The organism is Desulfogranum aggregans, assembly GCF_055398265.1.
Map to the genome: position 1 here is coordinate 2,504,445 of NZ_AP042447.1, position 24,265 is coordinate 2,528,709.

Consider the following 24,265-nt stretch of genomic DNA (forward strand, 5'->3'; position numbering starts at 1 on the left):
ACAAACAGTACAGACGCAATGCTTGTCCTTGCTCCTGCAGGGAGAAGGAACCCTGCCTGGCCAGCGCAACAGCTGCGCCTGTTCACTCGCTCGTCAATTGGCGATGTTGTTAAAGCGGCAGAATATGAATCTCTTCCTGCAGCGGATAGTTTCCCTGAATCAGCAGGCCATGGCGCCCATCAATGGCGACAGGGTCGCCAAAAGCAATGCGAAACCCGTTGATCTCGGCATATTCATCAGCTTCATAGACCTGCATATCACGGCAGCCGACAACACAGGTTTTCTCCAAGCGGGTGGCAACCACCGATGCATGAGAAGTCTGTCCACCCCGGGAGGTCACCAGGCCGTCGACCAGGGAGATCTCCCGAATATCCTCAGGCACAGTATCCTGGCGCAGGAGAATTATGTCCGTTTCTTTATCCTCAGCTCGAAGCTGTTTAATATTTTCCTCGGTGAAGACCGCTCGACCCGACATGGCGGAGCCTGAAACGCCGATCCCTTTAGTTAATATATGCTTATGGGCCAGATCACTGTCGACAAAGACATTAAGGTGCTCCTTTTTCTTGATGGTGATCATATCCCTGGTCTGGAGAATATACAGGTGCTCAGGCGTAGGGCCTTCAAAGGTAAACTCTATTTCCTGAGGATTCCAGCCCTTTTCATAAACCAGCTCGCGGCTGATTTCCCGTAGTCGGTTATAGATTTCCGGGAACCGAAGCTCCAGGCTGTTTTCCGCATTGCGGCCATCCAACTCAGCCTGCTCCACCGAAATCGGATAACTGGTCACCAGTCCTGAGACGATATCCTCTCCCTGATCTCCAGGGGCATAATCGCCCCACAGGGCCACCCGACGGACCTTACGATAGGGGTGAGCAGTAAACAACACGCCGCTGCCTGCCTGGCCACTGAGATTACCATACACCATGGCTTGTACGATCACCGCTGTCCCCCAGTCATCGGAGACATCCATTAATCGCCGGTAATCTCTAGCCTTCTGGGTATTCCATGAGGCGAGCACGGTTTCCACCGCACCTACGAGCTGCAGCCACGGGTCCTCGGGCATGCCATATCCGCGATTGCGGATGGCCTGCTGATAATTCAAGGCCAGCTGATGCATAGCCTCGGGTGAAAAATCCCTTTTCAGCCGCACATCATGACGCTGCTTATGCTCGTCCATCAACTCCTGAAAGTCCTCCCGTCCCATCCCGTGGGACATCCCCCAGGATTGAAGAAACCGGCGGTAGTTATCCCAGGCAAAGTAGGTCAGGTCCGGATGCTGGCTTACATACTCCTCGACCAATTCCTCATTGGTCCCCACATTATGAATGGTGGTCATCATTCCCGGCATGGAAATCGACGACCCGGACCGCACGGAAAGCAGCAGGGGCCGGTCCACCCCGCCGAAAACGGTATTGGTCAACCGCTCGATCTCGGTGATCGACGAACGCACCCGCCGCATAAACTCATCCCGTGCCCGGTCAAACTTGAGAACAGCCTCGTAGCAGCGGAATATTTCGGTAGTAATAATGAAAGCCGGCGGTACCGGTTTCTCATCGCGGGCCATTACCACCAGGTTAAACCCCTTGTTCCCCAGATGAATGAGATTATGGGTGCGCATGTTCTCATCATGAAGGGCGCTAATCGCTTTTTCCGGGTTATACGACATCAGGAGGTCCAGAGTATCTTCATCCAAAATATCTTTCTGGGCCTCCAGGGTCTGAATAATCTTGCTGATAAAGTTGTCCAGATGCTGCAAGCCAAATGCCGTGGCAATGTGCTCCCGGAAGAAGGACTCGGAAATCCTGAGCACGGTCTCGGGAATATTCTCATCATCCCAGAGGGAGTGATACTTTCCCAAGAGATTCTGACGGCCAACCTGGGGGACAATAATCGACAGGTTGTTCTGATGGATATTGGTGTAATAGGCATAGATGATGTCCTTGACCCCTTCGGACAACCCGCGCATGATGTCCAGGTGCTGGGTATAGGAAAATCGTTTGATGCCGATGGAGGAGGCAAGCAGGTTGGTATAGGTATCCAACCGACGGCTGGTGATCCCATCAATTTGCAGGGCCTTGGTAAAGAAACGAAGGCACTTGAGAATACGGATAAAGGTCGCCTGGGTGATAAACGAAAGATTGACCGTCTCAAACAGCCGCTCCAGGTAGATATTCGCCAGACTCTCCAGACGGAAAGTCAATCCCAGGGCATCAAACTTTCGCTCACTGTATCGGCCGTACACCGAAGGTATATCCACGGCAATATGCCGTTTGTAATAAATTTCCTCGTTGGGTTCAAAGCGCCTGCTGCTGAGGATAATCTGGCGAAGTTCGGTAAGCTGTTCCAACAGGGCATCGAGGCAACGAAAGGTGTCGTCTTCGGCCAATACCTCCATCAGGCTCTCCAGTTGGGGAAAACCATTCTGGATCGCATGCTGCAGCTGCAGATGCAGCTCCGGTAGGCTGAGATGGTACTTCTGGTGCAGCAGTTTGTACATCTTCACCAGCAGATTAAAGCGCTTCAGTTCAATCGAATCAATATCAGCCTGGTTGTCCAGAAAGCGGCGGCGCTCGCTGTCGTCCCATCCCAGGATCTGATCCATCCTGGTGAACCGCAGTTCCTGTTTGATCCGCTGGGCCAGCCGGTGCTGTCCCTCGACAAACGGACCCGAGGTTTCGACCTTGTTCAACACCTCGGGCGGCAGATAATCCTGGAGATACCCCTTGTCAAGGGTGATCCAGAAAGTGAAAATAGCTTCGATAAACCCGACAATCAGGTTGCTGGACTCCACATGGGCCTGCTTGCGGAGAAAATGGATGAGCACATCTTTGCGCTTGTGGAGCTCGTCGATCTCGGTCGAGACATCCCGCAGCTCTCCTTCTGCACCGATTTCATTAAAGAAAACAGGCATCAACCGGGTAAACTGTTTAGCCAGGTTATAGATCGGCTCAATGGGATGATTGAGCAGGTCGGTGATGTCGCGCTGAAACAGGTCGGTGTCTTTAACGCAAATCCCGGACAGATGGATATTGATGATCAGGGCCGAAAAGAGGGTGGAACACCATTTCGGTTCCTGTTGAATCAGGTTGAGCCAAATGCGAATATTGCTCAGGTGAGCGGGATTGGCAATGGGTTGCCAGTCTTCATCCACCCCTCGCACGTTGGCATATTGAAACCCGAATCGAACCGCTTCCCACAAAAACGCCTCGACCAGGCTGGAGTTGCCACGCTTGAACACTTCGTTGCCGATGACCTGGATACACTGGAGCGAGGTATGGGGGTATCGCCGCACGTTGGCTTTGAGCAACTGGAAGGTGGTGATGAAAAAACGCTCAATCTCCTCAAAACTCTGGTTTCGAATAAGCTGGACCAGTGAACGGTTGATCTCCCGCAGGGTTTCCTCATGAATGAGGCGAAGGCCGTCGGTTTCCATGATTCGAAACAGAAACAGCAGCTTCCTGTTTTCCACAAAATGGGAGGCTTCCTCATCCATGGGACCTGCCACCAGATGGGTGGGAATACGCCTGTACAGGCGGACAATATCCATATGGTTAGGAAGTTCGGCCATGGTGGCCAATGCCCTTTCCGGGTCTGTACCAAGATCGATGGCCTGCAGCTGCTGCTGATACGAACGGATTTTTTCATGGGATATGGCCACCAGGTATTCGCCGGCATACCAATTCTTGCAGTATTCACCACAACGCTCCTCAAACCACGGCAACGGATCCTCCTCGCTCAACCAATACCCGTAGTTGCGTTCCAGGATAACCCGAACCAGCACCGCAAGCTCATCCAGGTGAAACGTTTTCTCTGCAAGTCCCTGCCAAAGGGTCAACACCCTGGCTGCAATTTTTCGCACCGGGTGATGTCCCTGGACGATATGCATCATCACCTGCGGTTTGGAGGTATTAAGCTGGTGCAGGTAACGGAAGAAGGCGTTGAGTTCACGCTCATATGCAGGCAACCCCTGCGGTTCCAGGGAGGTCAGAAACTTATCGGCATAGGCCAGCAGAGCCTCGATAACCCGGGAGACCATCTGCTCGTCTTTCGCCGAATCTTCCAAAGCCTGAAAAAAAATGGAGGTAAAGAGGGTAAACGCCCGGGGCCCCTGCTCATGCTTGCGGTAATGATGCTCATTCTTGAGCACAAAAGCCCGCAGCTCGGGGATGAGCAATTTCCAGTTCCGATAGGGGTGGTGGATCTCGTAGAGCAGGGTCTCAATCTTTGAAGCCAGCCCCCGGTAGTCGCCGATGATATCGTGAAGCAGCATATACTCCGGGCTGATCTCCACTTCCCCTGCGGTTTCCAGGAGATTCGCCTTCAATGCATCCGACTGTATGGCCAGCGATGATTCAACAAAAGACATGACGTCCCTCACGCAGAATGTGACAGAAAAGAAACCTCTGGTAGAAGTCTAAATCGGATCAAGGCGAAAGTCAGCTGTTGTTTTACTTCATCCACCAAAAGATATTATCCACCGCTGCAGGACAAGGCAACGGTATACATAGAGAAGGCGGCGCGCCCCCTCTCGGCAGAAAAAAAACAGGAGGGCAATGCTGACGACACGTACAGCAACAGCAAATGACAAAGGCTTCACCCTCAACCTGTGACAGTTCAGAACCTGAGTTTTCCCAACAGAGCGTTGTTCAGAGATACAAGCGCAAGACCGTGAACGGTACAACAGGCCTTACCAGTGCGAAAAGGGGTGCCTGACAAGCGATGCATTGTAATAGCGCCGGTCGCCGGTGACCTCCTGCCCGATCCAGGGGGGGAGGTCAAAGGGCTGGTCCTCCGCTTCAAGCTCGATTTCCGCCACAATCAACCCCTGGTTGTCGCCGAAAAATTCGTCTACCTCCCAGTTGAACCCCTTGTGAGCAATAGTGTAGCGTTTTTTTTCTATCAAGGGCTGCATGCACAACTGGTCCAGCATGGCATTGGCATCGTCCAGGGGAATCGCATACTCATACTCGCTGCGTGAGGCGCCGACGGTACGGCCCTTGATGGTCAAAAAACCGCTTTTGCCCACGGTCCGCACCCGTACCGTACACTCCCCATCAGCACGCAGGTACCCCTGACGATAGAGTACGCCTTGGGCCAACTGCCGCCACTGATCACCCTGCAATAAAAATTTTCTTTCAATTTCCACTCCCATACTCCACCTTTTTTACTGTTGATCAAAAGAATAGTAGTGCGGCCACCAGTTCTTTCAGGATACGATGGTCATTGCATCCTCCATACGCTGAGGAATGAGGCAAAGCAGGGATGCCGCTCCCTCTTCTCCTGAAACGACACGCACATGACATCAAAAAATATTTGCTCCCAGTTCTCCCTTGACCTGCCCGCATGGGCCGTCAGCCGTCTTGCAGAGGTCCCCCCCAACCTGAAAACCCCAGAAGAACGGATGGAAGCCGTTCTCCGCTTCAGTGGGGAAAATTTTCGCCGTGACACCGGCGGCCCTTTTGCCGCTGCGGTCTTTGAAGAACCAACCGGCAGATTAATCAGTATCGGCGTCAACCGCGTTATCCCTACCAACTGCTCTTCCGCCCATGCGGAGGTCATGGCCCTGTCGCTTGCCCAACAGCGACTGGGTACCTACGACCTTGGAGGACCGGGGATGGCTGCGCACCAGCTGGTGGTTAACTGGTGTCCGTGTGTCATGTGCTTTGGCGCGGTTCTCTGGTCCGGGATCCGCTCGCTGGTTATTGCCGGTTCCGGGCCGCTGCTGGAGGAGATCACTGGCTTTGACGAAGGTCCGATTCATCCGGCCTGGAGAGAAGAGCTCACCCGCAGAGGAATCGCCCTGCAGGAAAATATCCTCCACCAGCAAGCGGTCGAACAATTCCGAAAATTTGCTGCCTCAGGCAGGGTGGTTTACAATGCCAGACGTGGCTGAAAACGCTTGTTTCTCTCTCTTCACCCGCTATTAGTCGCCATGGTCCGCATCATGCTGCTCGGTCTGCTGGCCGGCCTGTTTTTCAGCTCCACCTTTATTCTTAACCGGGCGATGAGCCTGGAGGGTGGTCATTGGTTCTGGTCTGCATCACTCCGATACGGCTACATGTTCGTCATGCTGGTCATGGGGCTGACGATCATCAGTGGACCTCCATACCTGCGTCGTCTGGCCGGCGAATTCGTCCGCAACTGGCGATTCTGGGTCATCAGCGGCAGCATCGGATTCGGCGGATTTTACTCGCTGATCTGTTTTGCTGCAGACTTTGCTCCCGGCTGGGTGGTGGCTACGACCTGGCAGCTGACCATCATCGCCTCCCTGGTGGTGCTGCTCGGGTTCGGCAGGACGTTTTCCCCTCAAATCTGGCTTTTTTCCCTGGTGGTCTTCAGTGGTGTATTGCTGGTGAACATCAGTCAAATGGAAACCACTGACTTTACCAGGCTCCTGCTTGGAGTCGTTCCCGTATTGGGGGCTGCCTTCTGCTACCCCCTGGGTAACCAGCTGGTGTGGGAGGCCCAGAATGGTCATCATCGCCTGCCGCAGGTGGACGGGCAACTGTTGCGCAACGGTTTTGCCAAGGTGCTGTTGCTGACCACGGGCAGCATTCCCTTCTGGACCATTCTCGGGGTGCTGGTCAAACCCGCTCCCCCTTCCGGCGGACAACTCATCTCAGTAGCCCTGGTGGCCGTCTTCTCCGGCATCGCCGCCACTACCCTCTTTCTCAACGCCCGTCATCAGGCGAGCCGTGCCAGTCAGCTCGCGGCCGTCGACGCCACCCAATCCAGTGAAGTGCTCTTTGCCTTGGGCGGCGAAATCCTTTTTCTCGGTGCAGGACTCCCCAGCGGAAGCGCACTGGCCGGCATCCTTATCACCATAACCGGCCTAATCGCCTTTGCCACCCATGATCATCGATAGCCGCTTCCCATCAGAAGCTGGCCGGGTTATGGGCTGCGGAGCTGCAAGCCAGAGCCCCCCCTTTATGCTGCCTGAAAATAATTCGGCTCGTTCCCCGGTTTCCACTTGATATTGCAGCCCATACTCGGCTTCTGCTCTTCAGGTACGGGTTCGCCGTTCACCAGGGCGTCCAGGGCCGCCCGCAGGTCCCTACCTGTAACAGGTATGTCGCTCCCTGGACGGGAGTCATCCAACTGGCCGCGATAAACCAGCCGCTTGTCACGATCAAACAGAAAAATATCCGGTGTACATGCTGCCAGATACCTTTTGGCTACGTCCTGTTCAGCATCATACAGGTAGGGAAAAGGGTAGCCCTGCTTTACCACCTCTTCCTGCATTTTTTCATAGCTGTCATCAGGATGGGTCGCGGCATCATTGGCATTGATCCCAATCACTGCAACACCTCTGGGCATATATTCACCGGCGATGGCGGTCAACTCCTGCTGGATGTGCTTTACATACGGACAATGGTTGCACATAAATACCACCAGCAATCCCTTTTCCGGGTGGAGTTCTTCAAGATGCACTGTGCGGCCGTTGGTATCCGGCAGCGAAAATGCAGGCGCCTCTGTGCCGATCTCCAGCATGTTTGATGCGGTTAAAACCATGCGTTATCTCCTTTGTTCAGGTTTTCTCTCAACAACAATCCGGTGTGGGCGCTCATGCCCCGCACCCTGGGGGTGCAGCCTCTGGCCATTGCCCCCGACAACAGTGCAAACCATAAGCATCATCGTTTTCTTTACCAGAGCGGCGGTAATACCTGGCGGTAAAACTGGCTATTCACCATTGAAAATAATATATAAACACGGTAGGTTGCATGCAGTCCATACGCATGACCACTGCCCGAACGCCCTCCTCCAGGTTCTCACCTGTGGCAAATGGTCCCTATTTTATTGAACACAACATCTTGATACCCATGCAATATAATGGTCTTTTCTTTGGTCTCACCGCGGTTGATATCATTCACTATGTCCCTCGTTTTCCGAAGGCCAATGAAAAACTGAAAAGCGAGCGTCAGCTCACCTATGCCGGCGGACCGGCGGCCAATGCGGCAGTTACCTTCTGCGCCCTGGGCAACGCGGCAACTCTTGTCACCGATATCGGCAAGCTGTTCGGAGGACAATTTGCGCGGGAGGAGCTGGCTGGCTGGGGAGTAGAAGTAATTGACTGCACCGATCAGCCCGACCGGCCGCCTGTAACCGCTTCGATCCTGGTTGATCTCTCCAACGGCAACCGCATGGTGGTCTACTCCAATACCGATGTACGCAAGATTAAAAGGGAAATCCTGAACGAAACATTACTCGACAACAAAGACATTCTCCTGTTGGACGGTCACTATCCCGAACAGGCAGCGCGGGTGGCTCAACGAGCAAGGGAAGTGGGCATCCCCACCGTTCTCGACGGCGGCAGCTGGAAAGAGGGAGAAGAGGCCTTGCTCCCCTCTATCGATTACGCCATCTGCTCGGCCGATTTCCGCCCCCCCGGGTGCGAGGACAGCAATTCGGTGATCTCCTACCTCCAGGAGTATGGCATCCGCAACCTTGCCATTACTCGAGGCGCGGATTCGGTGGTGGCCGTGAAAGACGGTGACCGCAGGGAATTGCCTGTTCTGGATATCAAGCCCATTGATACATTGGGAGCCGGCGATATCTTTCATGGTGCCTTTTGTCACTTCATCCTGCACCACGATTTTCTCACCAGCCTGGCCCGGGCATCGGAAATAGCCACCCTTTCCTGCACCTCCCTTGGCACACGCAGGTGGATTGAACAGGAAAAATTTATCTAGCCGTAAGGTCACGGCACTGCAGACCCTCTAGCGCTGACGATAGGGAATCTGGCAGTAATCTATTCCCTGGGCCGGTACAATCCCATGCTGCTCAAGAAACATTTTGAGCGAGTTCATAGAGATATTGATATGCGAGGTCGGCCCCAGGTAGCAATGGTCCAGCTGCGGAGGACTGCCGGACTCCCTCTGCAGGCAGAACTCCACATACGGCACCAGCATGGCATTGGCCTCACGAAACAGGATCCGGGAATCACCCCAACTGAGCAGAACCGGAGAAATCAGCCGCCACTCCTGCTCTTCCCGAAAGGAAGGGTGCTTGAGGATGGCCGCTATACGCAGCAGGTCGATCTCTATTTGCTCAAAAATGGTATGATACAAGGCCGACAGTTCTTCGCTGGTCGCGCCCTCCTGCACCTGCTGCTCCACATTGGCCTCCACCGCGTCCACTACATAGGCAATGAGTTGCCGTTGCCGCTCTGGTTCGTATATGCATCGACCAATCTGGAAATGCTGCTTCCTGGCGCATTGGAGAATGTAGTCTGCCGAAAATCCGAGACTTACTCCTTTGCCATGGGTGCTGTACCCTCGCCACTGGCTGAGCAGGTTACCATGCGAGCGGAAGGAGGCCCCGAACAACAGGTGTCCGTTGGTTATTCGATAGGTCACCCAGTCAACAAACTGGCCGAGCAGGTCGGCCTTGCCTTTGCCCTCGGCAAGACGTCGCTGAACTTCCAGGCGAATGAGATCTGCGGCGTGCTTGAGCTCGGCGGAATCATTCATATACCTGACATCACTGGCCCAGAGCTTCTGACTACCGACAATGCCCAGCAATCCGGTGAGGGTGGTATAATGATACAGCAGCCCCTTGGGGTTGTCGCTGAATAGGCGCCTTGTTAATTGACCGATTTGTTCCACCGTACAGGCTCCTTTGTTGTTGTACTGGTATGGGTAGCCACTGGTCCTCTCTTCTGTTTCTGCCCCTTTTGTCAGGGATCGTCCCAGGCGGCTCGACAGACGCGAAGAACCCCTTGAGTTTTTACCCTTCATCTGGTATGGAGCTTTGTCCGTCAGCCCAGTTTCGGAAGACGCGCCTTACGCCTATTGGTCGCAGCCTAACCCTCTGCGGTAGCGATGATTCAGCGTAGCAACCACTCACTTAACCAAGAGTTTTTCATGTATAGAAATTTTAAAATCGTACCCAATATCATATTCGGCCGGGGTTGCTTCACTCAACTCGACGACATACTCAGCGAACGAAGGATCAACCGGGACGCCCCTATTATATTTGTCCTGGATGACGTTTTCAAAGGCAAACCCCTTGAAGGACGCATTCCCTGTAGAGGCAATGACATGATCCTTCATGTCAATGTGGATGACGAGCCGAAAACCGGGTACATCGACGAGCTGGTTGAACGAATCAGGCAATCCTATCCAGTCACGCCGGACGGCATCATCGGCATCGGCGGCGGTTCAACCATGGATATTGCCAAGGCGGTCTCTCTCATGCTGACCAATCCAGGTTCAGCCGCTGACTACCAGGGGTGGGACCTGATCAAGCATCCAGCCGTCTACCATGCCGCAGTACCCACCCTTTCCGGTACCGGAGCGGAAATCTCCCGCACTACGGTGTTGACCGGTCCGGAAAAAAAACTCGGCATCAACTCCGACTACACCCTGTATGACCAGATTGTCCTTGACCCGGAACTCATTGCAGGTGTCCCCAAAGAACAGTGGTTCTATACCGGCATGGATTGCTATATCCATGATGTCGAGTCCCTGGAAGGCACCTACCTCAACGAATTCAGCAAAGCCTACGGGGAAAAATCCATCGAATTGTGCCGGCAGGTCTTTCTGGAGGATCATCCGGAGCGTGACGATAAACTGATGATGGCCTCCTATTTCGGGGGAATGAGCATCGCCTATTCTCAGGTTGGGGCCTGCCATGCCCTCTCTTATGGGCTCTCGTTTGTCCTTGGCACCCACCATGGTATTGGCTGCTGCATTACCTTTGACTACCTGGAAGACATCTATCCTCAAGGGGTGGAGGAGTTTCGAGGCATGATGGAAAAACATGGCATCTCCCTTCCACGCAATCTGACGGCAAAGCTGAGTGCGGAAGAGCTGGAAACAATGACCACGGTCGCTTTGGGCTTAACACCCCTGTGGGAAAACTGTCTGGGTAAGGACTGGAAACAGCAGATGACCAGGGAACGGGTTCTGGAACTCTATCGTCGTATGTAACCCCCGCAATCAACAGGGTTGTCTTGCCTGAGCGGGTAAGACAGCCCTGCAATCACCTACAGCAGTACAGCAGAACCGCTGCACTCCATAGTTCTTAAAAATTGAACACTTTGGCTTCTGCTGCCATATCAATCAGATGGGGCCCTCCGTCAAGCAGCATATTGGGATGGAAATCCGCCTCATCAAGGTTTCTGTTTTTTGCGCACGGCGTACATACGCCAGTTTCAACTTCGTTTTCAACCAGGTAGGGTAAATAGTCTTCAGGACAATCGCCGGTATCGGTTTTCTGGCTACCGTCTTTGGTCTTTATCGCCCAGTCCACCCCGCTATCAATCAGAAACAGGTTGACCTGATGCCCTTTTGAGTGAGCAATTTTTGCAAACTGGAAACAGCGGGTAGCCTTCTCGTTGTCATTGTGCCGCAGTACAAATAAAAAATTCGCCACGTTCTCCTCCTTTTTATCAGCATTTATTGGGTCATTCCAATTCACTACGCTGTTACGCAGGCTATTGAGTAAACGGACTCATTGTTACCAGCATCCGCACAGATTGACAATAGCTACTTCCGGTTAAGTCGTCATTTGCTTTGTCAACTTCGCCGCCTCCGCCTCCTCCTCTCTACACGGCAACTCATGGCACTCCTCATTCAGACAGGGTTCAACATGGATGGTGACATCAGCCCCTTCAATAGCCGCGGCGATCTCTGTCTCCAGTTCATCGGTCAACTGGTGTGCTTCGGCCACGGTCAGATGCTTACAGACCGTTATGTGAAAATCAATCAGCTTATGGGAACCGGCCTTTCGAGTGCGAAGATTATGCACATTCATCAGATGTTTTCCACCATGTGCCCCGATAACCTCCTCTACCTTTCTCCGCGTTGGCTCCGGCAATTGCTCGTCCAGAACCTCTTTTAGACTGAAACGAATCAATTTCAGGGCCTCAAAAAGGATATAACCGGCCACACACATGGAAAGCACGGCGTCGATCCAGTAGAAACGAAAAATCATCATCACCACCACTCCGGCCAACAGTGCCAGATTGGTATACACATCCATGGAGAAATGGAGGGAGTCGGCCGCCAATGCCGACGAATCGGTCTCCGTGGCGACTCTGCGCAGATAACGGCTGATGACAAAGGAAACAATGACGCTTACACAAAGCACCGCTACCCCACCGCCCAGTCCGCCCGGAGCCGAACCGGTTATCAGGCGACGGATGGATTCGAAAAAAATCCACACACCCGAGCCACCGATGATCAGCGACTGTATAAGGGTGGCCATGGTCTCGAACTTGCCGTGTCCATAGGCATGGTTTTCGTCGGCCGGTTGTTCAGCCTGACGAATACCCAGAAAATTCACGCCAGACATGAGAATATCCAGCATGGAATCAATGGCCGAGGAAAGCACTGCCATGGAGCCGGAGAGGATGCCGACAATGAGCTTCATCGCTGCCAGACCGACTGCGGTGGTAATGGAAAATTTTGCCGCCCGGATTTTTCGCTGTGCTAACTGCATGCTGCCACTCATCTTGTATCTATTCCAGCCCCCTGAAGCATCTGGAGCTCACCGAGGCTGACCATGATCTGCACTCCACCAGGTGCTGCCACTTGCCTGCACTGCTGCAGTGTTCCGCCTTTGACCCGGTGAAAAAGGTTCCACTCATCCATCGCCAACACATCCTGCCACCTCCATCCTCTCTCATCATGTGGGAGTCTGGGGCGAACGTGCACAAGTATAGCTTTTTTCTTGATCACGACAACAAAGATAATTAATTTTATATTATTTCCCGAACAGTTACCCGTTTCGGCCGCATACAACCACGGTCATCGACGCTGTTCCTTTCCGCCTCTCTGCAGACCAACTTATGGATATCTGGATCACTACGACCATACTGCTGGCCACCCTGTACCTGCTTGTTACGGAAAAGATATCCGTTGCCTTGACGGCTATCGGCATCATTGTCCTGCTGGTTGTCTCCAAAATTCTTACTCCTCAGGAGGCGGTGGCAGGCTTCGCCAACCCGGCAGTCATCACGGTGGGAGCGATGTTCGTGGTCAGCAAGGGCATGATGCGAACCGGTGGCGTGGAATTTCTCAGCCGACGAGTCATTTCCCTTACCCGAGGCAACACGACGCTGGCCCTGGCAATCATCCTGGTGTCGGTGGCCGTTGCCTCGGCATTTATCAACAATACCCCGGTGGTCATCCTTTTTATACCGGTGATCATGACCATGTGTTGTCAGTTCGGGCTCAGCCCGTCCACCTTTCTTATCCCTATCTCCTACGCCTCGATTCTCGCCGGAACCTGTACACTCATCGGCACCTCCACCAATATCATCATCAGTGACCTCAGCGCAGCTTCGGGATACGCGCCGATTTCCATGTTCGAGCTGTCAATTGTCGGGGTCCCCATCGCTGTGGTCGGTATCTGCTTCCTCCTGTTTGCAGCACCCAGGATTCTGCCGCGGCTGGCTAATCCCGTTTGCCAGATGCAGGATGGAGAGCACCGCAATTACCTCGCCGAACTACAGATTCCCGAGAACAGCGCACTGATCGGCTCCTCCCCAGCCGATATTTTTCAGCAGAAATACCCTTCGATTAATATCCTGGAACTGATTTCCAAGTCCCATATCTATCGCCCTGAACGGGACCGGAAGACCATTTCAGCACAGGACATTCTCCTGGTCAAAGGATCGTTGAACGACCTGGTGGATATCTTGCACAGAGAAGAAGTTGAGCTGCCTTCATCGGAAAAAGGGCTGACGCTGGGCGCCCAAAAAGATGCACCTATTGTCGTGGAGCTGATTATCCCCCCTCACTCTCCCCTGTGTAATCAGCGTCTGCACGGTACCGATATCGCCAAAGACCCAGAAGTACACATCATTGCGGTCAAACGGAGTAACCTCCATATCAGCGAGCACCAGATCCAGGACGTACTCTTAAAAAACGGAGACGTGCTCTTGATCTGGTGCACCGACAGTAAACTGGAGACCATTCGCACCAATGCCGATTACATTGTTATAGAGGATGTCTATGAAGAACTGGTGCATAAACGAAAGGCGGCGTGGTCGATCATCAATTTCGCCGGGATGGTGGGCACAGCCACCCTGGGTCTGGCCGATATCATGACCTGCGCCCTGACCGCCGCATTTCTGATGATCATCACCGGGTGCCTGCAGATGCGCGACGCCTACAAGGCGTTGCAGGGAGAAGTGCTTCTCCTGATTGCCGGCACTATCGCCCTGGGAGCTGCCATGCAGAAGACGGGGGCCAGCCAGCTGTATGCGGAAGCTTTTCTCAACTTTTTTTCCGGCTTCTCGCCCAACATTATCCTGGGAGCGATTATTCTCCTCACCAGTATAAGCACCCAAATTCTCAGCAACAATGCAACCGCGGTCCTGCTGCTGCCGATTGCCATCTCCACTGCCATTGGTATCGGGGTCGACCCCAAGCCCTTTATTATCGGCGTCTGCTTCGGTGCGAGTGCCTGCTTTGCCACCCCGGTAGGCTATCAGACCAATCTGCTGGTGTATGGACCAGGCGGCTACAGTTTTCGGGACTACCTGAAGCTGGGCATTCCGCTTAATATCTTTGTCGTCCTTGCCGGAATGTTCTCCATACCGCTGGTATGGTCATTTTAACCTCAACGGCTGGAGGCCCTATGTTACCGGTTGTTTCCATTTTTTCCGACTATATCTGACCATGGTGCTATTTCATTACCGGGTGTATTGAACAACTCAGCAATGATTATGCAGTGACCGTGCGCTGGCGTCCGTTCCCGCTCCATCCGCAGACACCGGTTGAGGGGCTTCCGCTGTCGCGCCTGTTTGCCGGCTCCACCGTCGACATCGAAGCCATGGGACGCCAGCTGGAGCAGGTTGCACAACAGCTTGGCCTCCCCTATGGCAAACGAACCATGACCTACAACAGTCGACTTGCTCAGGAGCTCGGCCTGTGGGCCGAGTCGCAGGGGAAAGCAGACTGTTTTCATCGGGCGGCCTTCCTCGCCTACTTCCGCGACGGCATCAACCTGGCACTTCCTACGGCCCTCATCCCTCTAGCTGAAGGATGCGGCCTTTCCGCCGCAGAGGCTCAACAGGTTGTTCGTACACGAAGCCTGGCCGAGACCGTTGATCGTGAGTGGCAAACCTCCCGCAAGCTGGGCATTACAGCGGTGCCGACCATCCTCTTCGCCGGCCACCGGCTGACCGGCTTTCAACCCTATGACCGCGTGAAGCAGCTTCTTGATCTTGGGTCGGCTATCCCAAACAACCTGGGATGATTTTTATGCTACCTGAAAAGAGAAAACTGGCGCCCATGCAACCTGTTTCTTTACCAAGGTCAACAAAGCCGTATCCCCTGTTGGTGGTCCGCATGGATGGTCGCTGTATTACCCAATGGCAGAAGCCCTGCACGATTTACGCAAGGAAGTGAAAAAAGGAGTCAGCGTTTTTCATCAACTATGTTATAGAGATGGAGGCGAACGCTTTGCTTTTTTTTATTATTGATTTATAGTGTGGAAACTTTACAGCTTTGTTTTTCAAATCCTAAAGGAGGAAACAATGTCACAGGATCTCAAGAAAATGGAATGTCCCACCTGCCAGGGAAAAGGAGTCATTGACGGTATATGCGAAACCCAAGGTGAATGGCAGGGCACCGGTTCTGACAGCAACGACGGTCAGGTATGCACCCCTGATCAGAAATGCCCGACCTGTAATGGCACAGGCTACATATACGTAGAGAAATAAGCACTCTTCTACGTGTTTGCGTGCGCCCTCTCCAAAGGGGCATGCACGCCTTACATGCTTACCGGATTGCCAGCTCCCCATAGTGCAGGCAATCCGGTTTTTTTTGCCCGGGCTGGACAGCGCCCGGCACCGGCACAGAAGCCGTTGTTGCCGTTCAATAGCCGCGCAGGCGCAGGGGACTCAGATAATCTTTTCCTGCTCCATGTAGAGCACTAAATCCAACATTCGATTGGAATACCCCCACTCATTATCGTACCAGCTCATAACCTTTACGGTCTTATCAAGCACGCGGGTACAGAGACCGTCGACAATGGAAGAGTGCGGGTCACCCTGGAAATCAATGGATACCAGTGGCTCCTCAGTGTAGCCAAGATACCTGTTCGCTGCATTTTTCAGGGCCTTGTTCACCTCAGGTACCGTTACCTCCCGTTCAACCTCCATCACCACATCCACCAGCGATACATCCGGAGTCGGTACACGCACCGCCAGCCCATCAAATTTATTCTTCAATTCGGGAATCACCAGTGCCACAGCTGCCGCTGCCCCGGTTTTTGTCGGCACCATGGACATGGCAGCAGCCCGTGCCCGACGGAGGTCGGAATGGGGAAAATCGAGCAATCGCTGATCTCCGGTATACGCATGCACGGTAGTCATCAACCCTCGCTTGATACCGAAATTATCGAGAATGACCTGAGCCACGGGTGCCAGACAGTTGGTTGTACAGGATGCATTGGAAACCACATGGTGAGTTGCCGGGTCGTATTGGTCTTCGTTCACCCCCATAACAATGGTCTTAACCTCCCCTTTTGCAGGAGCGGAAATTATCACCTTGGCAGCACCGGCGTCGATATGGGACACCGCCGAATCATGGTCACGGAAAAGACCGGTGCATTCCAGAACATACTCCACGCCCCATTCGGCCCAGGGGATGTCGCTGGGTGCCCGATGATTACTGACCGGTATGGTGCGGCCATCAACGATGATGGCATTATCGGCTGCGGTCACTGTTTTTTCATACACTCCCATAATAGAGTCATATTTGATCAGATGGGCCAGGGTGGCAACATCAGTCAAATCATTTATACCGACCACCTCAATTTCCGCAAAAGCCGGATCTTTGCTTAATGCCCTGAATATATTGCGTCCAATGCGCCCAAATCCATTGATTCCGATCCGTATACTCATCTTTTTTCTCCTTTTAAGTGCCAATGCCACCAGGATGATTGCTGCAAAGGAACCAACAGTTCGAGGTCCTGCAGCATTGACGGTTTACGGTAAAATACTCTGTGGATTACCCACCTGCTGAATGGCCGTCTCTCCCTCCATGCAGAACGGAGTAGCGACCAGGGCCAAAAAAAAGCCGCCCTTTACAATGTCTGCCTGCCAAAGACAGCCTTTCCGTCAGCAGTTATTGCCTCAAGCTGGACAACCTTGGCCATTGCTTCGCTGCATTCTTTATCCACAGCCAGAGCCCTTCTGTACATCACCAGGGCCTGATGATACCATTGACTTCGCAGGTAACTCATACCGGCAAAACAAAATCCGTGAGCAACGTTGCCGCCGAACATATCGCTAAATATACGTTCCAGCGGCTCCCCCCATACCTCTGCAAGCATGATTTCCTTTTCGGCAAGCAACCGAACAACCAGCTCGTTTTCCGCCAGAGCTGGCATCATGACACGAAGCAGATAGCAGCCCCTGCCAAAAAGGAGAGCGATCCGTTCCAGCTGATGTTCGGTATCAAGTGCAACTCTTCTAAAAACTCCGGGGATATCGACAAGCTGCGACAACGAAAAATAGGTATCCCCTGTGGTCCTGTCCCGATGACCTTCATCCTGTTCTGCACAGAACACCGCCGGGCCATAATTATTCAACAGGTACAGATTTTCCTTCAACTTCATGGCCTCATGAAAGAGCGAACCGACGAGCCAGTCCACCAGGGAACCAAGCACGTTCTGCTGACGCTCGCTCTCCGGCCAGACTATATGACAAAGATCCTTGAGCCGCCAGAGCAGTCCTCTGCTGCTTTCGGTACCGAGTATTGCCGAAAGTTGCTCATAGAGTGTCTCTCTCAGGGAAGCGGACGACGGCAGCAGCAATACGTCCGCTCCTCGTGCCGCGCCCTGGTAATGATGACGAAAATCTTGATAAAGCGCGCAGTACAACTCATCGACCTCCAGGTAATCGTTCACCACCTGGCGGATAAAAAAACTACTGCGCTTGGTCAGCCATGGGGTTTTGAGCTGCGAGGCTGCAGCTGGAAGCGTATACTGGAGGCTCATTTTTTTTCGCCGGCCCTATCCGGCTCTGCCCGCTGGTAAAGCTCAATGTAGCTATCCATTACCTGCTCCCAGGTATGGTGTTCCAGAATCCTCTTCACCGCCTGCTGCTGCATCTGCATCAAGGTCTCCGGTCGTCGATATACCTCCAGGGCCCTGTCCATGGCCGCTCTCAACGCATCAGGTTCATTCTTTGTATAGGCGAACCCCGTCCGGCCATCCAGCACTTTAACCAATCCGCCCACATGGTGCACGATCGGCAGGTTACCTAGCAGTTGTGCGATATAGTCCGTCAACCCGCACGGTTCATAGAGGGAGGGGACAAGAAAAAAATCACCGGCAGCATAGATTCTGGTGGCCAACGCCGGATCAAATCCCCGAAGAAAACAGAGCCGACCACTGCTTTGCGCTGTATTTGCCAGCCGCTGCAGTTCCGCCTCGACCCCGTGTTCACCAGAACCTAGCACCAGAAAACGGCTGTCTGCACCGGTCTGCAGAAAATACTGAATGCAGTCCAGCAGCAAACCGGTGCCCTTTTGCTGGGTCAGCCTGCCAATAAAGGTAAACAGCGGCGGATGGACAGCCTCTGCAAGCCGACCGAACTGTTCAACATGCTCCCACTGGCGAATTGCGGCGATTTCGCCCACTAAATCCTCTTTACACCGCTCTTTACCGGCAAATTCCCCACCAAGGATATCGAACGAGGCCGGTAATCCTAATTTTTCCGCATCGGCCGGGTAAAAGGAATCCGGATTGATGCCGTTGGTTATGCCGTGCAGCTTCACCTGCCGTTCTTTGAGATGATGTCCCAGCCAGCCCGTCCTGACATCCTCCACCGTCTCCTGCAGTTCATGGGCATACTGCTCACTGACGGTGTTGAGCACCGCGTAATCGGCAGCCGCGACAAATGGATCAAAACTTTCGGCAAGCAGATTGGCCTGAATCACGCCTGCAGGTAATCCGCTAACAGCCTGGGCAAATGCAAGATCCGCCACCTCCTGATGATAACCGACGCCAGCATTGTGAACGGTAACCACCGCTCCGGTTTGACGAAAAAAGTGGCGATACCCGTCGATCTCCCGCATCATGGCGGGCAGCAGGGCCGCGTGTCCGTCATGACAGTGGACGACCCATGGCGCTTCATCCAGGAGCAGCATCAGGGTAAGCGCCGCTTTCTGGTGCAGAATGTTCATGGCAAAATAATCATAATGCCCTTTCCCCTGCTCCTGCCAGGAAGTCTGCTGCTGTTCTGCTGCCGTATAGGTATATATTCCCTGCTTTTCTCCGAAGCGATCGGCCTCCAGGAGATACACAGCTACCTTATTCAACCGGCCATGCCAGACCGCAACCTTCTCCCGCCGTTCTTCCTCAGGATAGTGCATGGCCACACTGAAGCAATTGGATACGTCGTTCCCGCTGATACGGCCAGGAGCGGTACCGGCAATGGCAAGGGGTTCGAACCCCTTTTCCGATGGAGATATAAAACCATACCTCGGCAGAACCACCCGCACCTGGTATCCTTTTGCAGCCAGGGTCTCCGCCAGTTGACGGCAAACGTCCTTTACCCCACCCGCTCCTGCCAGCCCGTCATATTCCCGGCTGACCATCCAGACGGTCCTGGTCGCAGCTTGTTGTTTCTTGTTTCTTTTCACCTGTATGCTCGATGCTATTATTCGCTGTAAAGCTCAGTTTCCCCCCCAAGGGGGTGACCGGCCGGGGTGATCGAGGAAATGTACCCTTCTTTTATCAACCTGTGCAGCAGCGATGCCGCCAGGGCTTCCGGTTTGCCGCCCGCAGTATCAACAACCAGGTCCGAACCGGCAGCATAGAGCGGTGTTCGTCTAGCCAGTACCTGGACAACCTCCTCCTCAATGGAATTGTCTGTCAATGGCGGCCGTTGGCCTGCCGTCTGTCGATCAGCGCTCATACGCCTGAGGATAGTGTTGACATCGGCTTTCAACCAGACAACCACATACCTTGTCCGCAGCTGACTCCAAATGTCCTCGTGTTCAATGGCACCGCCACCAACTGCCAGTACAGTCAACCTGTTCCCGATCATCTCGCTCAGCAGGAGACGTTCCATTCTTCTGAACGCCTGCCATCCATGCGCAGCAACAATTTCCGCCACCGTCTGCCCCTGCTGTCGACAGAGCTCAGCATCGGTATCCACAAACCGATATCCCAGCCTGTCGGCTAACATCCTGCCGATCAGTGACTTGCCGGTTGCCCTGTATCCGGTCAAGAGAATGTTTTCCTTGGTATTGCTCATAATCATTTTCAACCGGAAAGAAAACCAGCCTCTGCCGGATCAGAGGTCTCATGCCCTTTTTGTAACTACGCAGCAGCACCCCAACTCTTCACGATCTGCCCACCTACTCATACCCATGTGCAGCTAATCGGTCAGCCTGGGAAATATTTGGAGCACTTCTAAACAGTTACAGGCAAAAATAGAGTGACAGCTTGTAGACCTTCGCTGAATAGTTGCTCATTTTTTCCTTTTCTTTTTCAAATGCTGCTCTTAATGTATCCTCAACTGAGATTTTTTCAAGATTCAAACAAGATAGGCTATGGAATACAAGGATTATTACCAGATACTGGGAATCGAGCGGGACGCAACTCAGGAGCAGGTGAAACAGGCCTACCGCAAAGGAGCTCGCAAGTACCACCCGGATGTCAACAAGGCCCCGGAAGCGGAAAAAAAATTCAAAGAGATCGGCGAGGCCTATGAAGTCCTGAAAGATCCGGAGAAACGAGCCGCATACGACAAGTTCGGCAGCAACTGGGAAAACGGTCAGGACTTTGAACCGCCGCCAAACTGGGACGCCGGTTTTCAATTCAGCGGGACCGGCTACACAGGAGCTGACCCAACCGGCTTCAGCGATTTTTTCGAGTCCCTGTTCGGCCATACACATTTTGGCGGTCGGAACCAGCGGACGACCTTTCGCATGAAGGGCGAAGATCAGCATGCCAAGGTAATGCTGCACCTTCGGGACGCCTTTCACGGCACACGGCAGACCCTGAACCTGAACCGTTCCACCATCGATGCCCAGGGAAATGTCGTTACCACCCCGCACACTCTCCATGTCGCTATTCCCAAAGGCGTTATCGAGGGGCAACGTATCCGTCTCGAAGGCCAGGGCGCCCCGGGATATGGCGACAGCCCAGCTGGCGATCTCTACCTGGAAATAGCCTTTTATGAAGACCCAGTTTTCCATGCCGAAAAACGCGATATTCATATGACCTTACCTATCACCCCATGGGAAGCGGCTCTGGGAGAAACGGTCACCGTACCCACCCTTGACGGCCAGGTTCAACTGAAAATACCGCCCGGTTCACAAGGAGGAAAAAAGCTCCGATTAAAAGGCAAGGGGTTGTCCACCGCACGACAGAGCGGCGACCAGATAGTCACCCTCCGGGTTGTGGTCCCTGAAGCGGTAACTGAAGAGCAGAAAAATCTCTACACCGCCATGGCTGAACTCATGCCGACCAACCCTCGCAGGAACCTGGGAGCCTGATATGGGAGAAAGAAAATATTTACACGGCACCGTCCTTGACGAAGATATCCAGTGCAGTCTCGCTGAACTCTGTCATTTTTGCGGAGTACCGGCAGAAATCATTCACGAGATGGTCGACGAAGGGTTAATCTCTCCCCATGGTGACTCCCCCGGAGAATGGCATTTCACCTTCCTGGAGATCAGACGTGTACAGACTGCCGTCCGCCTGCAGCATGACCTGCATGTCAACCTGCCGGGATGCGCCCTTGTGCTGGACCTGATGGAAGAGCTTGAAGAGCTTCGCCTGCGCCTACGCAGGCGAAGCTAATCCGAAAAAGCCTGACAGTGTGATTGTGGACACCCCCTTTTCGCTGCTCCTTCGACTCGATCCGCTCTCTGCCGCACTGCTTGGACTGGCAACAGGATTGCTGCTCGCTCCGATTCTTTTTGCACTCTATACCGGTCGACTGCGGCGACGGCTCCTGCGAACCGAACTCGGCCTGGAACAATGCATCCGGGAAAACAGCCGACAGGAAGAATTAACCCAGCGCCTGCGCCGTGAACGGGATGAACTCCGGCAGGCCTATGAGGGCCTCGGACGAGACAACGGGGCCCTGCGTGCCAGATGTTCCGGCCTTGAAGACCTGCTTGAGGAACGAGACCTGCTGCTGGAAGCTACCCAACGGCAGATTGAACAGCGATTCGAATTTCTTGCCAGCGACATTCTCACTGAAAAAAGCTCCCTGATCAACCAGCAGCACGAGTCGACCTTGAAGCTGCTGCTTTCACCGTTTCAGAAGCAGCTTCAGGAGTTCCATCGGCGAATCGACGATGTTTACGACCGCGAGGCGCGTGATCGGGTTGCCATGATAAAGGAAATCGAGCAGCTTCGGCAGCTCAACCTGCGTCTGAGCAACGATGCGGTCAACCTGACCGAAGCACTGCAGGGAAAAAATAAACTTCAGGGTCAATGGGGAGAAATGATCCTGGAGAAAATCCTTGAGGAGTCGGGGTTACGCAAAGGCAGGGAATATTCTCCCCAGGCATCCCTGCAGACGACCTCCGGCTCCAGGCGGCAGCCGGATGTTATTGTCCACCTGCCGCAGCAACGTGACGTCATTATCGATGCCAAAGTCTCCCTCAAAGCCTACACCTTTGCCCACACGGAACAGGACCAGCAGCAGCGAAAACGTCTCATCGACCGTCACCTCAGTTCTATCAACAAGCATATCTCCTCCCTGTCCGGTAAACACTACCACCAGCTGGAGGGCGCCAACAGCCTGGAGTTCGTTCTGCTGTTTATCCCCATTGAAGGTGCGTTTCAGATGGCACTGGAACATGACGCCACCCTGCTCACCAGAGCGACACGCAAGCAGATTGTCCTGTGCAGCCCTTCGACCTTGCTTGCCATATTGCGCACCATCCACCACCTGTGGCGGATTGATGATCAACACCGAAACGGTTTAATCATTGCCAAACAGGCAGGGAATCTTTATGATAAATTTGTTGGGTTTGTACAAACATTTGAACAGATCGGGGTACGTCTCGACCAGTCTCAACAGGCTTGGAGCCTGGCCAAAAAACGGTTGAGCAGCGGTCAGGGAAACCTTATCCTGCGAGCAGAGCGTCTCAAGGAACTGGGTATTCAAACCGAAAGAGAGCTGGCGGACGCACTCAAGGAGTCCCCGGCCACACAAGGAGAAAAACAATGAAATATATTACTGTAACGGCAATCATCCTGTTAGCCCTACTCACGGCCTGCGCCGATATGAATAAAGCCCAGAAAGGAGCGATCGGCGGGGCAGCCGGTGGCGCACTCATTGGACAGATGATCGGCCACAACACCGAGGCGACCCTGATAGGAACTGCCGTTGGAACCATGCTCGGCTACATCGTCGGTAATGAAATGGACAAGTATGACAAAGAGCAAATCAACCATGTCTACGAACGTGGCATTTCCAACCAGCGTTCTTCCTGGATTAATCCTGATACCGGTAACCAGTATGCCGTAACCCCGCAACCTGCATTCCAGACCCCCTCCAACCAAATTTGCCGAAAGGCAGAAATAGAGGCGGTTATCGACGGGAAAAAACAGACCACCTACTCTACCGCCTGTCGCGATGCCAATGGCCAGTGGCAGTTACAGTAAGGGGAAAACATGGTGTATGGCAATTTTGGCGTCCAGACCGCCAGTGCTATGGAAATGATTGATGTGACCAGGCAACTGCAGCATGTGGTCGCGGAAAGCGGGGTGAACGAGGGCCTGCTTACTGTTTTTAACCCGCACACCACCGCAGGGGTAACCATCAACGAAGGGGCTGACCCGGATGTGCAGGACGACCTTCTCGGCGCGCTGCAGGCCATAGTCTCCCAGCGCTACCCTTACAAACACAGGGAGGGGAATTCCCCCTCCCATGTCATGGCCACCTTGACCGGCAGTTCGGCCGCAATTTGCATTGTCGATGGAAAACTGCAGCTCGGCACCTGGCAGCGGGTCTTTTTCTGCGAATACGACGGACCGCGCAACCGGCAACTCAGCTGGCAAATACTGCCGGGTTAACACCACAGGTACCCCAGGAGACCCCATGCTGTTCGGACTCAACCGCCAGACAGACGAACAATCCATCAGGGAGCTGCTTGAACATGTGGCGCAGAGAGAGGTTACCGAGGTACTTCTTCCCCGCATGAGCGATGAAGAGATGACCCGACTTGCCGACCTGTTGATGGATCTGGTACGCACCCACCTCTCCCATGCCGAATATCATCGTCTGCTGCTCAAGGATGGCCACCACAGTCACTGATGACAGGTTGCACTC

23 protein-coding genes and 1 pseudogene are annotated in these 24,265 nt (G+C 53.6%); 13 read left to right on the forward strand and 11 right to left on the reverse strand.

Annotated features, from left to right (window positions below):
* Positions 1 to 109 precede the first annotated feature (109 nt).
* The gene (locus tag ACZ52Z_RS11070) at positions 110 to 4,366 is read right to left on the reverse strand and encodes a PEP/pyruvate-binding domain-containing protein (RefSeq protein ID WP_464266849.1); all 4,257 of its coding nucleotides are present in this window, start codon (positions 4,364 to 4,366) and stop codon (positions 110 to 112) included.
* Positions 4,367 to 4,687: 321 nt separating this feature from the next.
* Entirely contained in the window at positions 4,688 to 5,152 is a 465-nt protein-coding gene (locus tag ACZ52Z_RS11075; RefSeq protein WP_464266850.1) for a CYTH domain-containing protein, read from the reverse strand.
* A 144-nt stretch (positions 5,153 to 5,296) separates the two neighbouring features.
* Between ACZ52Z_RS11075 and ACZ52Z_RS11080 the strand changes: the two genes are divergently transcribed.
* On the forward strand, positions 5,297 to 5,893 hold the full coding sequence (locus ACZ52Z_RS11080) for a nucleoside deaminase (RefSeq protein WP_464266851.1): 597 nt from the start codon (positions 5,297 to 5,299) through the stop codon (positions 5,891 to 5,893).
* Between the two features lie 6 nt (positions 5,894 to 5,899).
* Entirely contained in the window at positions 5,900 to 6,865 is a 966-nt protein-coding gene (locus ACZ52Z_RS11085) for a DMT family transporter (protein WP_464266852.1), read from the forward strand.
* Between the two features lie 62 nt (positions 6,866 to 6,927).
* On the opposite strand, the gene ACZ52Z_RS11090 is transcribed toward ACZ52Z_RS11085, so the two are convergent.
* A complete protein-coding gene (locus ACZ52Z_RS11090) occupies positions 6,928 to 7,512 on the reverse strand; it encodes a thioredoxin family protein (protein WP_464266853.1) in 585 nt (194 codons plus the stop codon).
* A gap of 209 nt (positions 7,513 to 7,721) precedes the next feature.
* Here ACZ52Z_RS11090 and ACZ52Z_RS11095 point away from each other — a divergent pair, with 209 nt between their 5' ends.
* On the forward strand, positions 7,722 to 8,690 hold the full coding sequence (locus tag ACZ52Z_RS11095) for a PfkB family carbohydrate kinase (RefSeq protein WP_464266854.1): 969 nt from the start codon (positions 7,722 to 7,724) through the stop codon (positions 8,688 to 8,690).
* Positions 8,691 to 8,717: 27 nt separating this feature from the next.
* Here ACZ52Z_RS11095 and ACZ52Z_RS11100 read toward each other — a convergent pair whose 3' ends face one another.
* A complete protein-coding gene (locus ACZ52Z_RS11100) occupies positions 8,718 to 9,605 on the reverse strand; it encodes a DUF2971 domain-containing protein (RefSeq protein ID WP_464266855.1) in 888 nt (295 codons plus the stop codon).
* A 258-nt stretch (positions 9,606 to 9,863) separates the two neighbouring features.
* On the opposite strand from ACZ52Z_RS11100, the gene ACZ52Z_RS11105 reads away from it, so the two are divergent.
* Entirely contained in the window at positions 9,864 to 10,931 is a 1,068-nt protein-coding gene (locus ACZ52Z_RS11105; RefSeq protein ID WP_464266856.1) for an iron-containing alcohol dehydrogenase family protein, read from the forward strand.
* 94 nt (positions 10,932 to 11,025) lie between these two features.
* Here the strand turns inward: ACZ52Z_RS11105 and ACZ52Z_RS11110 are convergent, their stop codons facing one another.
* The 3 genes from ACZ52Z_RS11110 to ACZ52Z_RS11120 form a co-directional block, all read right to left on the reverse strand.
* On the reverse strand, positions 11,026 to 11,376 hold the full coding sequence (locus tag ACZ52Z_RS11110) for a DsrE family protein (protein WP_464266857.1): 351 nt from the start codon (positions 11,374 to 11,376) through the stop codon (positions 11,026 to 11,028).
* Positions 11,377 to 11,499: 123 nt separating this feature from the next.
* The gene (locus ACZ52Z_RS11115; protein ID WP_464266858.1) at positions 11,500 to 12,444 is read right to left on the reverse strand and encodes a cation diffusion facilitator family transporter; all 945 of its coding nucleotides are present in this window, start codon (positions 12,442 to 12,444) and stop codon (positions 11,500 to 11,502) included.
* Between the two features lie 8 nt (positions 12,445 to 12,452).
* Complete coding sequence (locus ACZ52Z_RS11120; protein ID WP_464266859.1) at positions 12,453 to 12,596, reverse strand: hypothetical protein; 144 nt, start codon at positions 12,594 to 12,596, stop codon at positions 12,453 to 12,455.
* A gap of 197 nt (positions 12,597 to 12,793) precedes the next feature.
* On the opposite strand from ACZ52Z_RS11120, the gene ACZ52Z_RS11125 reads away from it, so the two are divergent.
* From ACZ52Z_RS11125 to ACZ52Z_RS11135, 3 genes and pseudogenes are all read left to right on the forward strand, one after another.
* On the forward strand, positions 12,794 to 14,569 hold the full coding sequence (locus tag ACZ52Z_RS11125) for an SLC13 family permease (protein WP_464266860.1): 1,776 nt from the start codon (positions 12,794 to 12,796) through the stop codon (positions 14,567 to 14,569).
* A gap of 71 nt (positions 14,570 to 14,640) precedes the next feature.
* Positions 14,641 to 15,210, forward strand: a pseudogene (locus tag ACZ52Z_RS11130) (DsbA family oxidoreductase); the annotation flags it as partial.
* A 280-nt stretch (positions 15,211 to 15,490) separates the two neighbouring features.
* A complete protein-coding gene (locus tag ACZ52Z_RS11135; RefSeq protein ID WP_464266861.1) occupies positions 15,491 to 15,676 on the forward strand; it encodes an ankyrin in 186 nt (61 codons plus the stop codon).
* Between the two features lie 180 nt (positions 15,677 to 15,856).
* Here ACZ52Z_RS11135 and gap read toward each other — a convergent pair whose 3' ends face one another.
* The 4 genes from gap to ACZ52Z_RS11155 form a co-directional block, all read right to left on the reverse strand.
* On the reverse strand, positions 15,857 to 16,861 hold the full coding sequence (gap, locus tag ACZ52Z_RS11140) for a type I glyceraldehyde-3-phosphate dehydrogenase (protein WP_464266862.1): 1,005 nt from the start codon (positions 16,859 to 16,861) through the stop codon (positions 15,857 to 15,859).
* A 182-nt stretch (positions 16,862 to 17,043) separates the two neighbouring features.
* A complete protein-coding gene (locus ACZ52Z_RS11145; RefSeq protein WP_464266863.1) occupies positions 17,044 to 17,958 on the reverse strand; it encodes a hypothetical protein in 915 nt (304 codons plus the stop codon).
* Positions 17,955 to 19,607, reverse strand: coding sequence for a glycogen synthase (locus ACZ52Z_RS11150; RefSeq protein WP_464266864.1), 1,653 nt, complete (start codon positions 19,605 to 19,607; stop codon positions 17,955 to 17,957). The genes ACZ52Z_RS11145 and ACZ52Z_RS11150 overlap by 4 nt, the downstream gene beginning before the upstream one ends.
* Before the next feature lie 17 nt (positions 19,608 to 19,624).
* On the reverse strand, positions 19,625 to 20,224 hold the full coding sequence (locus tag ACZ52Z_RS11155) for a shikimate kinase (protein WP_464266865.1): 600 nt from the start codon (positions 20,222 to 20,224) through the stop codon (positions 19,625 to 19,627).
* Between the two features lie 298 nt (positions 20,225 to 20,522).
* Here ACZ52Z_RS11155 and ACZ52Z_RS11160 point away from each other — a divergent pair, with 298 nt between their 5' ends.
* The 6 genes from ACZ52Z_RS11160 to ACZ52Z_RS11185 are packed head-to-tail and all read left to right on the forward strand — an operon-like array spanning position 20,523 to position 24,250.
* On the forward strand, positions 20,523 to 21,470 hold the full coding sequence (locus ACZ52Z_RS11160; protein WP_464266866.1) for a DnaJ C-terminal domain-containing protein: 948 nt from the start codon (positions 20,523 to 20,525) through the stop codon (positions 21,468 to 21,470).
* A 1-nt stretch (position 21,471) separates the two neighbouring features.
* Entirely contained in the window at positions 21,472 to 21,777 is a 306-nt protein-coding gene (locus ACZ52Z_RS11165; protein ID WP_464266867.1) for a chaperone modulator CbpM, read from the forward strand.
* Positions 21,740 to 23,161 (forward strand): DNA recombination protein RmuC, encoded by a 1,422-nt coding sequence (locus tag ACZ52Z_RS11170; RefSeq protein WP_464266868.1) that lies wholly within the window; start codon positions 21,740 to 21,742, stop codon positions 23,159 to 23,161. The genes ACZ52Z_RS11165 and ACZ52Z_RS11170 overlap by 38 nt, the downstream gene beginning before the upstream one ends.
* Positions 23,158 to 23,598: a glycine zipper domain-containing protein gene (locus tag ACZ52Z_RS11175; protein ID WP_464266869.1), complete on the forward strand. Its 441-nt coding sequence runs from the start codon at positions 23,158 to 23,160 to the stop codon at positions 23,596 to 23,598. Before ACZ52Z_RS11170 ends, ACZ52Z_RS11175 begins: the two co-directional genes overlap by 4 nt.
* 9 nt (positions 23,599 to 23,607) lie before the next feature.
* Positions 23,608 to 24,009: a secondary thiamine-phosphate synthase enzyme YjbQ gene (locus ACZ52Z_RS11180; protein ID WP_464266870.1), complete on the forward strand. Its 402-nt coding sequence runs from the start codon at positions 23,608 to 23,610 to the stop codon at positions 24,007 to 24,009.
* Between the two features lie 25 nt (positions 24,010 to 24,034).
* Positions 24,035 to 24,250, forward strand: coding sequence for a hypothetical protein (locus ACZ52Z_RS11185; protein WP_464266871.1), 216 nt, complete (start codon positions 24,035 to 24,037; stop codon positions 24,248 to 24,250).
* The last annotated feature ends 15 nt before the right edge of the window (positions 24,251 to 24,265 follow it).